Source organism: Proteiniphilum sp. UBA5463 (genome assembly GCF_002427225.1).
In the GTDB taxonomy this organism is placed as follows: Bacteria; Bacteroidota; Bacteroidia; order Bacteroidales; family Dysgonomonadaceae; genus Proteiniphilum; species Proteiniphilum propionicum.
Genome location: NZ_DIQL01000012.1, coordinates 1,824 through 13,527, shown reverse-complemented (window position 1 = coordinate 13,527; position 11,704 = coordinate 1,824). Strand labels below are relative to the sequence as shown.

At 38.3% G+C, this 11,704-nt stretch carries 10 protein-coding genes and 1 pseudogene; 2 read left to right on the top strand and 9 right to left on the bottom strand.

Features of this window, described 5'->3' with window-relative positions:
* The 7 genes from B3B27_RS02615 to B3B27_RS02585 form a co-directional block, all read right to left on the bottom strand.
* The coding region (locus B3B27_RS02615; RefSeq protein ID WP_286846788.1) for a hypothetical protein at nt 1–283 on the bottom strand (283 nt) is incomplete at its 3' end.
* A 15-nt stretch (nt 284–298) separates the two neighbouring features.
* On the bottom strand, nt 299–799 hold the full coding sequence (locus B3B27_RS02610) for a hypothetical protein (protein ID WP_286834030.1): 501 nt from the start codon (nt 797–799) through the stop codon (nt 299–301).
* A gap of 277 nt (nt 800–1,076) precedes the next feature.
* Nucleotides 1,077–4,013, bottom strand: coding sequence for a hypothetical protein (locus B3B27_RS02605; RefSeq protein WP_286834032.1), 2,937 nt, complete (start codon nt 4,011–4,013; stop codon nt 1,077–1,079).
* A gap of 245 nt (nt 4,014–4,258) precedes the next feature.
* Complete coding sequence (locus tag B3B27_RS02600) at nt 4,259–4,468, bottom strand: hypothetical protein (RefSeq protein ID WP_286846786.1); 210 nt, start codon at nt 4,466–4,468, stop codon at nt 4,259–4,261.
* Nucleotides 4,469–4,878: 410 nt separating this feature from the next.
* Nucleotides 4,879–5,277, bottom strand: a complete 399-nt coding sequence (locus B3B27_RS02595; protein ID WP_238867596.1) for a hypothetical protein — start codon at nt 5,275–5,277, stop codon at nt 4,879–4,881.
* A gap of 98 nt (nt 5,278–5,375) precedes the next feature.
* Entirely contained in the window at nt 5,376–6,518 is a 1,143-nt protein-coding gene (nspC, locus tag B3B27_RS02590) for a carboxynorspermidine decarboxylase (protein WP_286834033.1), read from the bottom strand.
* A gap of 8 nt (nt 6,519–6,526) precedes the next feature.
* Nucleotides 6,527–7,069 (bottom strand): nitroreductase family protein, encoded by a 543-nt coding sequence (locus B3B27_RS02585; protein WP_238867598.1) that lies wholly within the window; start codon nt 7,067–7,069, stop codon nt 6,527–6,529.
* Nucleotides 7,070–7,366: 297 nt separating this feature from the next.
* Here B3B27_RS02585 and sucC point away from each other — a divergent pair, with 297 nt between their 5' ends.
* Both sucC and sucD read left to right on the top strand, forming a co-directional pair.
* Entirely contained in the window at nt 7,367–8,512 is a 1,146-nt protein-coding gene (gene sucC / locus B3B27_RS02580; RefSeq protein WP_286845514.1) for an ADP-forming succinate--CoA ligase subunit beta, read from the top strand.
* Nucleotides 8,513–8,523: 11 nt separating this feature from the next.
* The gene (sucD, locus tag B3B27_RS02575; protein WP_286834035.1) at nt 8,524–9,393 is read left to right on the top strand and encodes a succinate--CoA ligase subunit alpha; all 870 of its coding nucleotides are present in this window, start codon (nt 8,524–8,526) and stop codon (nt 9,391–9,393) included.
* Nucleotides 9,394–9,638: 245 nt separating this feature from the next.
* Here the strand turns inward: sucD and B3B27_RS02570 are convergent, their stop codons facing one another.
* Together B3B27_RS02570 and B3B27_RS02565 are read right to left on the bottom strand one after the other, a co-directional pair.
* Entirely contained in the window at nt 9,639–11,063 is a 1,425-nt protein-coding gene (locus tag B3B27_RS02570; protein ID WP_238867601.1) for a Gfo/Idh/MocA family protein, read from the bottom strand.
* Nucleotides 11,064–11,350: 287 nt separating this feature from the next.
* Nucleotides 11,351–11,704 (bottom strand): annotated as a pseudogene (locus tag B3B27_RS02565) (arylsulfatase); the annotation flags it as partial.

Genomic DNA, 11,704 nt, shown 5'->3' with positions numbered 1-11,704 from the left:
AATTGTTTAGGTTTTCCAAAGTGGTTCCATCAAGTCCTATTTTGTATTGTTTACACGATAGACTATCGGAATTATTGGTAAACCAATCTGTAAATATACCTCTATTTGAGTTGTGCCATTGAATTCCGGGACCATACTCTTCTTTTCTTCTATTTAAAGTTGATGGTTCATATACTATTTTACTGAATGCGGCATTATCTTCATAAAATGATGTGGCTATTGTGTTAACAGAAGATTTATCGATAAACGCGTTTTCTTCAGGAGCGGGAATAGGGTTCCACACCTTGGAAAGTCTCCCTTAGCCATCATATTCTCTAAAGTGCACAATATCGCCATAGACAGACTCGACTGAACGTCCCAACCCATCAAAATATTCAAATTCGTCAATATAAGAAGTACCTGAGTTAGTAAGCATATTTCGAGTTTTTATAAAATTGTTTTTATTTGACGGCTCTGTATTGACGTTAATTGTTATTACATTTGAATAAGCCGTTTGGACTCCACTTTTTACCACTCTTCTAAAAGATGTACTTGTTGTTAGTTTTGGACAACTGTATGTTGTACTTTGTGTACCGGGAATAATAGTCCACAAGTTTTTACCGGCAGGCGATTGTTCCCAGAAATAGATATATTCACCGTTTCCTCCCATTGCAACAGCAATATTGCTAAAAGTACCTGGTGAATTGTTCGGATAAACAGTTGTAATGGATGCTCTAATCTCTCCTGCTATTAGAGGAGTGGTTATGGGAACTTCTAAAAATACATTTTGAGAAGAATTTACGAACTCTATTTTTGACATTAAATTTGTAGTAGGGGGCTTAGTGTATGTTACCAAAATTTGCCCGTCTTGTATTCTGCAACTAATATGTTCCGACATCCGAAGAGTAAAGTCACAATTAAACGATGTGTCAAAATATAGCGTTGAGGATTCTCCCACTTCCGTAAAAGTGAGACTTGACGGATAGACAGTCATTAAATCACATTGACTGTAAATCGTATATATTTGGAAGACTAAAAGAAAAATAAATATCAATTTCAAGCAAACCTTCCTGCGTATTATGTTCATATTTTTATTTTTAATTGGAGTTTATTATATGATAATCGAACTTTTTCAAAACCTCTATGTCTGTATTTAGTATATACTGTAAGCGACCAACCGGGTCATATTCATAATAAGTAGTTTTTCCATTAGGCTCTGTGGAGAAAATAATACCAATTAAAGGTGTATAGCCATATGTAGTAATAAAAGCTTTTTTCAGTTTTTGACGTAAACCGTTGAGCTTACTGAAATCGGGAACTACTGCTGCTGAAAACAGATCAATGTCTGTACCAAGGTTATTAATAATCTCGCTATATGAAGCATTTTCTATTTTTGCTACAGTATATTGATAGTTATACCCCCAGATATAATAAGTTTTAATACCATCTTTTGATATACTTCTAATATTACCTTTTTTATCGTATTCATAAATAAAACGACATTCCTTGGGATTATTATCCTTTTGATAAAATTCTTGACTTGGCAAATAGGTATTTGCCACTGATTTATACCATATTTCTTTCGTTATTTCTGAGGTGTTTATACATGAAGTAACAGAAACAGGGACCACCACTATATTTTTATTTACCATACCTCTCAATATATTGCTTTGATTTATATCATCCACCAAACCATAATCGTATGGATATAAATAGGTCTCAGTCATTTTACTCCCTTCCGAATTAGTAATCGTTTTAGTTTTTATTAAATCATTTTTGTATGTATACTCAACCTTTTGATTAACTACTCCATTTGGGGTATATGAAATAGTCTCTTCGCTGTCCAACACCTCTTTAATCTCTAATATATCGTAAAAATGAGCTGAATAAAAATCATTATAATAACTACGTTGAAAATGTAACCCCTGTTCCCAATGTATACTTCCATCTTCTAAATATTTGAAATCAGGATTATTTCCCATAAAATTTAAAGTGTTCCTTTCGACCAGTAAACCTTTTATCAGATTATCGGGCTGAATATTTTCTAGCTTATAATTATATTTTTTCTCTCGCAGGAGAATATATGAGCCTTTATCTAATTTATATACTTTTATTTGGGTATTTAAGGGACCATGAGTAAAAATATTATTATAGCGCTGTATCGTTTTTCTATTGAAAGTTATTTCTTCATCACTTTTTAACCCATCCGAGGAGCTGCTCCAATGTGGTAGACCTGTACCATATCCTTCAATGTTTGTGAACACATTATCTTCTGCAACTTTCCTAAAGCTAAAAACAGTTTTCCCTTCATCTTCTGTATATTCAGTTACCTCCTCATACCATATAGGGACAGCATTAAAATTCATTTTTGAATAATTAGATCGTCCATTTAGATATAGTATTCTAAATGTGAGGAACTTAAATAGAGAGCCTGATTCATGATCGCTAGAAAAATCATGATACATTCCTCCTTTGTAATCTTCCACAAAAGTATCATAAGTTGGTTCAGCAATGCTTACAGCTTTTCCATTTTCGTTAATACCATACTTATAGTATTTGACAACCGGAGCAGAATTAGAATCTGCCGTTGAAGTGATTTTGGTAACCCTTAAGCCTCCACCTTGATTTAAAGCTACTCGATAAGAACTGTCAAGCCAGGTTGCAGTGGGTGTTTTTCCGTTAAATTGGTGTGCTTCATATGAGAAGATAGAATACCCTCCGGTAGGATAGATTATCTTTTCCAGGATATTAGCTTTCATTGCTTCACAATTAATGCTTCTATCGGCATTACCCACTACTTTAGTCTGTAGATATGCACTTTCTCTATTTGGCTTTGTTTTTAATTTCAAAAGAGGGACTAAAGAGTGATTTGGTTTGCCGTTATAATATCCCCAAAAATCCTGAGAATAATAATTAGAAAAACGTATAGGATTATATATAAAGGTGTATTTACCTTCATCGGAGAATGATAAACTTTGCAACAATAAATCTTCTTGGACTTCAACCCCATAGTTAAAGTCGATATTTTTAACAATATCACCATTTTGATTTATAACTGATAAATTTGTTAAAAAAGGATCATCTATGTCTTTATACTTAAAATTAATTGAAGTACCGGAATAAGTTATCTTAGAAAGATGACACATTTTATCATAATTCCCTTGTTCAGTTGCATAACCTAATTCAGAGGCTGATATATAAGAATCATTATCATCAAATCTGTTGTAATCATATGGAAAACAATCTCTCAACTCATCAGAAACTGTTACATAGTTTTGGGTTTTCGAATGTTTAAAATAATCCCATTTAAAACTAATGATTTTATTTCCCGGTAAAACGATGCGATCCAACATCCAGGCAGTTGTAATATTGTTTTCTGTTTTTTCTAAATAATTCTCAAAAAAGTACTCTATACCTTTATCATCTATAACCTTAAAACCGATCAGTTCGCCACCATCTAGCTTGGGTATAATTTTCACGTTAGTACCAACAGTCCTAACTTTATTATTTACAATAAAAAATGTAATTTGTAAATTGGGTAAATGAATAGTAAATATATCATGCTGACTATCAATATAGTCTTTCAGGGGAATATCGGGAAAATCTCCGGCTTTAGAAGAATATACCAGTTTTTTGTAATAGTCATAAGGTGCCTCCTCATTAAAGTTAGACATATCCATTTTATAGTTAATGCCATTTAGATCCGGTCGTCCTAATATTGTCCGCATAATCCGTAAACCAGGGAAAAATTTCCATCCATATCCACAAGGATAGGGGTCTTCTTCTACTTTGATACCAGAAGTATTATACACAAGGGAAAGGGGAAGGGAGTATCCGCCAAATTCAATATTATACAAAGAAATTGGAATATTAATTGAACCGGTCGCAAGTGAAGGGGCATAGTTTCCATATTGTCTATAAGTAGCAGAACTCGGAGAAGGAGGAATTACTGTGTTATAGAGGGGACTAACCTGAGCAAATAGAACATTTAAAAAAAATAGTAGAAATATTTCTATCAAAAAAAATCTTTTCATAGCACAAAATACGTGTTAGATTATAAAACTTTTCATGGGAAAAGGAATTAAACAATATTTCCTTATATTATCTTATTATTGAAACGAATATTAGATATATTTAAACTCTTCTCTTTTATAATATAAACTCACACAACGACAATATTAAAAAGAAATCAATAAGTTTTACAAAAGATAAAAATATCTTGTAAAGCATCGCTACCGTACAATTTTACATATTATTTTAATAATAACAAAAAAATTTGTTACTTTTTTATATTTCCCAATCTTTCCTCAATGGTCTCTCTCTCTCTTTTTAGCCTCTCCTCTCGCTCAATAATCCTTGCCCGTTCTTCCACATTCTTCTCGAAAACTTTCACTTGTTTGCGAAGCTCTCTGATTTTCTTACTGTCTCGGTTGAAATAAAAAAGGGTGTCCAAGGTTGCTAAATCTTCCCGGGTGGCTTGTCCCTGCATTTAGATGTAACGAAACTTTAAATCGTTATCGGAATAATCATACAGTTCGTTTTTTAAAGACCTGATCCATATCGCAAGCGATAACAGTATAACCATCAATGAAAAATAATAATCAGCGAGGGCATGGAAGTGATTGTGAATTCGATTTCCACTTTGGCGGGTCGGTTCCGGTTCTTCAGCTCATTCATATTCTCGTTGTGTACTTGATAAAATACATCTAATTCGGATTTCAGTTGCGAAATTTCATTTATCAAGTCTTGATTTGTATCGGCATTGTTTGCCGACTGGCTTTGTTCGATTTTGTCGATTCACTGACCAACTCTCTCTAGCTTTTGGTTGATTTCTTCAAACATCAAAAGGATGTTTCCGTTGTCTGTGGTGTTCATAAATTATTTTTTTAGATGTTGTTTTTACTGTTTTAGCTTATTCTGTGTATTCTTACCCGGCTTCTCGCCTTTCGTTTTTTCGCTTGCAGCGATTCCATATACTCGGCAAGCGTGGCGTCGTAATGCGGACTGCTGAGTAATGAGAACAGACTGAATTGTGATATAATTGATGTGATAGCCCCCCACGGCACTCTCAGAAAAGTTGGCTTGCACTACTTGCTGTTCCACTTCTTGCAATACTTGAAAAGCGTTGCCTTTACTTTCTTGGTCAATTTTTGAGAAACTACAATTTCTGTCCACTTTTGAGCCGTTGATTTTAATGCTGTCTTTCTCGAAAATAATGCCTTGGATAGTATCAGTTTTTCCATTTGTGAGTCCACTCCGAAAAGTCCCTGGCATTTTTTCATGAAAATCCCTGACCATAGGGTTTGTTAACCATTATAAGCAAATTGGGCCGATAGATGTTTTTAACCACGGCATCGACTCAGGGTTTTTGATAACCATTATAACCAAGTTGCCTCTCAGCTCATACGGTTTTTATAATCTTCATAACCAAATTTCCTGTAAAGAATAAACTTCCCCTCTTTTGTCCATAAACCGATAGATGGGTGTGAAACACCATTAAACATAGTGGTTTTTACGATAGTGTAATGGATCATATCTTCAAACACAATCCTGTCCCCTACCCGCAATGGATTATCAAAAGACCAGTCCCCCATGAAGTCTCCGCTCAGGCAGCTGTTACCTCCCATTCTGTAAGTAGGCTTACCATCTACCGGTTCATTATATGCACCACGGATACGGGGTTTGTATGGCATCTCCAGACAGTCGGGCATGTGACATGCAAACGACACATTCAGCATCGCTGTTTTCACCCCTTTGTTTTCCACGATATCGGCAACGGTAGCCACCAGTACACCTGTCTCCCATGCGAAAGCGCTACCAGGTTCCAGAATGACTTCTAAGTGTGGGTAACGTTCTTTCAGCCCTTTCAATACAGTTATCAGGTGCTCCACATCGTACTCCCTGTGGGTCATAAGATGACCGCCTCCAAGATTCAGCCAGCTAATCTGTCCGAACAGCCTGCCGAACTTCTTCTCTACGGCCTCCAGAGTCCGTTCCAGATCATATGAGTTGTTTTCGCACAGGTTGTGCAGATGCAGTCCTGAAATTCCTTCCGGCAACCTCTCACCTATCGTGCCTGATGTCACACCAAGGCGTGATCCCGGTGTGCTGGGATTATAAAGATCGGTATCCACTACCGAGAATTCCGGGTTGATCCTTAATCCGCAATAAATCTTTTTCCCTGAAGCCACTACGTGAGGATAAAAACGCTCGAACTGCGAAAGTGAGTTGAAGGTTATGTGACTGCTGTATTTCAGGAACAGTGGAAAATCTTCTTCTATATATGCTGGAGCGTAAGTATGCGCCGGATTTCCCATCTCTTCAAAGGCAAGCCTGGCCTCAGCGATAGAGCTGGCTGTAGAATGCTGAATATACTCTTTCACTATTGGAAACGACCTCCACATGGCAAAAGCTTTAAAAGCAAGTATAATATTTACGCCTGCACGCTCCTTAACCGATTTTATCAGGTGAAGATTCTTTCGAAGCAGCTCCTCTTCCATTACAAAACATGGAGATGGTATTCTTGAAAAATCAATCATAGCAGCCTTTATCCGGTTATTGTTTTGAAAAATTCTATATGTACCTTTTCCCAGTGCAGATTATCAGGATCAGCAGGTGCCTTCTCTTTCTCTTTTTTACCAAAGGCAATCACACAAAGGACCTCAATGGGCATGGGTATCTGAAGTAATTCGTTTATATAATCGCCCGACGACACCTTATCAGAGTAGTAACGGTTCCTCACCTGCACCCAGCAACTGCCTATACCCAGCTCTTCGGCCTGAAGCTGCATGTTTATTGCAGCTATGGAAGCATCCTCAATCCATGCATCACTTTCAAGCGGATTACCGGCAACTATAACTGCCAGGGCAGCATCGGCAATAAAAGCGCCACTATTCGGTTTACAAGCAGAAAGCTTAGAAAGCATTTCCCTGTCTTCAACAATAATAAACTCCCAAGAATGTCTGTTTTTTGATGTAGGGGACAGCAGGGCAGCTTCAAGAATTTTTTGGGTTTCATCAGGCGACAGGTTCTCTTTTTTAAATTTCCTGATGCTTCTGCGCCTGATAAGTAAACACTGAAAATCGTTCATCTTTTCCTATTTGAAGTTTGAGTAAAAATGTTTTATCAATTCGGATACAATAATACGAAAAAATAAGCTGTTTATCACCCTTACAACTCAAAATAGCAGTGAGAAAACTCAAGCCACCTGCATAAAGTTTGCAGGCCAGGATACGATAACTGTAATTTATTAAATAATTTAAGTAATATCGCACTTGCTGGTTGATTCTACACTTTTGCATTTAACATGTCAAAGTTTTTTATTTTGAAAAATATATTATAGATTTACAGAAATTTCCTAACATCATAAAATTATCAAAAAAAGCCCATGAAAATTCATGAATATCAGGCAAAAGAGATATTTGCGACATATGGCATCCCCGTTGATAGGAGTATAGTGTGCCGCTCAGTGGAAGATGCTGTGAAAGCTTACAACCATATGGATTCACAGAAAGTGATAGTAAAAGCTCAGGTACATACTGGTGGCAGGGGCAAAGCCGGTGGAGTGAAGCTTGCCACTGATGAGATAGAGTTACGCAGGCACGCTGCTTCCATTCTTGGCATGGACATTAAAGGATTCAAGGTTGACCGTATTCTCATAGGTGAGGCTGTGAATATTTCCAAAGAGTATTATGTTAGTTATGTGATTGACAGAAATTCTAAATCTACAATTCTGATGCTTAGCAAAGAGGGAGGAATGGATATTGAGGAGGTGGCCAGGTCTACACCCGATAAAATTTACAAATTTGTGATTGATCCCTCTGCTGGTATTCCTGATTTTCTTGCTCGTGAGTCAGCATTCAAGCTCTTCGACGATATTAATCTTGTACGACAGGCAGCCTTAATTTTCCAGAAACTGTATAAATTATTTTTGGAAACAGATGCCTCTCTTGCCGAGATCAACCCGCTGGTGGTTACCGATGAGGGTAAGATCATGGCAATTGATGCAAAAATAACCTTCGATGATAATGCACTCTACCGTCATCCCAGGATTGCAGCCCTTAACGAGCCCACCGAGGAGGAGAAAAAGGAGCAGAATGCAAAGAGCAAAGGATTCAGCTATGTTAATCTGGGAGGAGAGATAGGGTGCATGGTAAACGGTGCCGGCCTAGCCATGGCTACAATGGACATGATCAAGCTCTATGGCGGTAATCCTGCAAATTTCCTCGATATAGGGGGAAGCTCCAATCCCACAAAGGTAATTGAAGCTATGAAACTGTTGCTGAGTGACAAAAATGTAAAAGTAGTGCTAATCAATATTTTCGGGGGCATCACCCGTTGCGATGATGTTGCAAATGGTTTGCTGGAAGCTTTTAAGCAAATGAAAAACAATGTACCTATCGTTATCCGCCTCACAGGTACCAATGAAAAAGAGGGGCGTGCTCTTTTGCAGGGTTCTCTTTTTCATGTTGCTGAAAACATGGGTGAGGCAACCCGGAAAGCAGTAGAATTAACAAATTACAATCAAGACTGAAAAAACATACTATGAGTATTCTTATAAACAACGATACACGACTTATCGTACAGGGAATTACCGGTCGCGATGGCGGTTTTCACGCCTCAAAAATGAAAGTTTACGGTACAAATGTTGTTGGTGGTACATCACCCGGAAAAGCGGGTGAACTTGTAGATGGCATACCAGTATTCAACACGGTAAAAGATGCTGTGATAGAGACCGGGGCCAACACATCCGTTATATTTGTTCCGGCTGCTTTTGCTAAGGACGCCATGATGGAAGCTGCAGATGCGGGTATTAATCTGATTGTCTGCATAACAGAGGGTATTCCTACCCTCGATGTGATTGAAGCGTATCACTATATCAACCAAAGAGGCTCCAGTCTTATAGGTCCCAATTGTCCGGGATTAATCTCTCCCGGGAAAAGCCTCGTAGGCATTATGCCTTCTATGATTTTCAAGCAGGGAGGTACCGGAGTAATTAGTCGCAGCGGTACTTTAACATATGAAGTTGTATATAACCTTACTGCCGGCGGCTTGGGACAGTCTACAGCCATAGGTGTTGGTGGTGACCCTGTAGTGGGGCTCTATTATAATGAGTTGCTTGAGATGTTCGAGAACGATCCTGAGACCGATTCCATAGTTTTAATAGGTGAAATTGGTGGCGATGCTGAAGAACGTGCTGCCGAATATATCAGGAAACATGTTACAAAGCCCTTAACTGCCTTTATTGCAGGACAAGAGGCTCCTCCCGACAAGCAGATGGGCCATGCAGGGGCCATCATCTCCAGCGGAACAGGCACTGCAGCCGAAAAGATAGCAGCCTTTGAGGCAGCCGGTGTTCCGGTTGCTAAAGAGCCGGCTCAAATTCCGGAACTATTAAAAAACAGGAGATACTGACAACTCATTAAAAAGCTGATTAACACTGAATATATAATATTTTAAGGCACTTCAAGAGATTTCATAAAAAACGGGTATAAAAAAAAGCGGATCAAAAAACCCGCTTTTTTTATATATAATTCTAATGTCTGAGTCTGCTCCGAAAATCCCCAAATCCAGTTTTAATAGTTTTCAACTCGCTGAAAATCAATGATGATTTTGGAAAATTTTCAGTAGAAAAGAGTTATCGGAGGGGACTCATGTCCTTAATCTGCAAAAGCATGTTTGAATCCCTGAACCTTGTTCCAGTTACCACGTGTGAAATCGGGTACAGCTACCGGAGCATTGTTATTCTCAATTGAGATGCGGCTTAGTTCAGCCAATGAGCACCATTCAGCTAAGTCGTATACATCCATATCCAAAGGCAAACCGTTCCGTAAACAATAGATCAAACGGTAATCCATAATAAAATCCATACCTCCGTGACCACCTACCTCTTTTGCCTTCTCTTCCAGCTCGCGATGAATGCGGTGTTTATATTTTTTCATCAAAGCTTCTTTTACCTCTTGCGATACATAGTTATGGGCACTCAGGTTCTCTAGATTGGGTGCAATATCAGCATCCAGGGATTTACCTTGAACAGCATAACCCTCATTGGGATATTTATTAGCAAAACCTTTTGTTCCACTAACCTGATACATACGTGAATATGGACGTGGCGACGCCACATCGTGCTGAATATGAATGGTTTTGCCATTTTCAGTTCGTATCATTGTCATTGTATTCTGACCATTGGCAAAGTTGTAAGCACTATCCGGATCCATTCCCCTCTTTTCAATGAGATATTCAGGAATATTTACCGGTTTGGTATCCATAGAAACTAATATGTTCATCTTATCCCCACGATGCAGGTTCATCACCTGAGCAGCCGGCCCCATGCCATGAGTAGCATAAACGTCACCCCTGAACTCCTTATTGTATTGCAAGCGCCAATCCCCTTCATAGTATCCCCAGAAATCGGACAGATCATGGATATACGAACCTTCGGCATGGAGTACCTCACCGAAAAGGCCTTGTTGCACCATATTCAGAGTCGTGAGCTCAAAGAAATCATATACGCAATTTTCGAGCTGCATTGCATGCTTCTGAGTCCTTTCTGCTGTGTTCACCACCGACCATATCTCATCTAGGGTCATTGATGCCGGTACTTCACATGCCACATGCTTACCCTGCTCCATTGCGTAAACCATCATTTCGGCATGATGTTTCCAGTCGGTAGCAATATAAACCAGATCAATATCATCGCGCTGACAAAGTTCTTTCCAGGCATCTTCGCTTCCGCTATATCCTGCAGCGAGGGGCAGGCCTGCTCTATCGAGTATGGTTTGTGCTTTTTCCACCCTGTCGGCGTGCAGATCGCATAATGCTACTATCTGAGTGCCTGGAATGTGTGTAAATCGCTGCACAGCTCCCGGGCCTCGCATTCCAAGCCCGATAAAACCCACCCTTACCGTATCGAGCCTGGGTGCAACCAAGCCAAGTACATCTTTTTGTCCTGCAGGACGTTCAGGCACTTCCGTTTGAATAACATAACGGGAAGGATTTTCACTGCCTGCTTTATTAACGTTTGTGGTACACGCTGCAAAAACGACAAGCAGTAATGATAAAAAAAATAAATTTGTCTTTGTCATGTTGAATAAAATTTTGAATATACTGTTTTATCTGATTATATATATTTTAAAAAGTAATTATTATTTTATTGGTCACCTGTAATAGTGTTCAATACTACAATAATTCAATCCTGAGATTAAAAATGCGACCTGAGTTTTAGTAACTGATTAATTAAAAGTTGCACTAATTATGGAATTATGCAAAATAGATGAATGTGTAATCTGCACTTTTTCAATTAAACTTCAAATATAGCATTAATTTATTTTATATAATAAATCATTCTGCATAAATTTCTATGGTTACTCAATTAAAACGTCACTTCTGACTTATCCCCATTATATGCTATTGCAAATACTTTGGTATCATCGGTTACGAAAGAGTCCAGAGTAAAAGAAGACATGTTTGAAACAAACATTAATTTTTCATCCTTATAAACTTCGTAAGCAACCACATTTTGCCATCCTTTCATCGTTATTTTGGTCCCGCTTTTCGTAGCAGTTCCCGGCTGTACCGGTAAACGGTTTTTGAATACCTTCCAATTGGCGTCACAGATATATTCAATTTTCTCGTCAACTTCCGGGTAACCTTTGGCTTTTATGTCGGCAATGGTGCGGTCTATCTGCGTTTGGGTAACGGTAATGCGCTTTTTGCCGTAGTCGTC

Coding starts and splice junctions, on each gene's coding strand:
- B3B27_RS02595 (WP_238867596.1), bottom strand. CDS start 5,277: ATGGTCAGGGATTTTCATGAAAAAATGCCAGGGACTTTTCGGAGTGGA.
- sucC (WP_286845514.1), top strand. CDS start 7,367: ATGAAAATTCATGAATATCAGGCAAAAGAGATATTTGCGACATATGGC.
- B3B27_RS02585 (WP_238867598.1), bottom strand. CDS start 7,069: ATGAACGATTTTCAGTGTTTACTTATCAGGCGCAGAAGCATCAGGAAA.
- B3B27_RS02570 (WP_238867601.1), bottom strand. CDS start 11,063: ATGACAAAGACAAATTTATTTTTTTTATCATTACTGCTTGTCGTTTTT.
- B3B27_RS02610 (WP_286834030.1), bottom strand. CDS start 799: ATGTCAAAAATAGAGTTCGTAAATTCTTCTCAAAATGTATTTTTAGAA.
- B3B27_RS02605 (WP_286834032.1), bottom strand. CDS start 4,013: ATGAAAAGATTTTTTTTGATAGAAATATTTCTACTATTTTTTTTAAAT.
- sucD (WP_286834035.1), top strand. CDS start 8,524: ATGAGTATTCTTATAAACAACGATACACGACTTATCGTACAGGGAATT.
- nspC (WP_286834033.1), bottom strand. CDS start 6,518: ATGATTGATTTTTCAAGAATACCATCTCCATGTTTTGTAATGGAAGAG.
- B3B27_RS02600 (WP_286846786.1), bottom strand. CDS start 4,468: ATGCAGGGACAAGCCACCCGGGAAGATTTAGCAACCTTGGACACCCTT.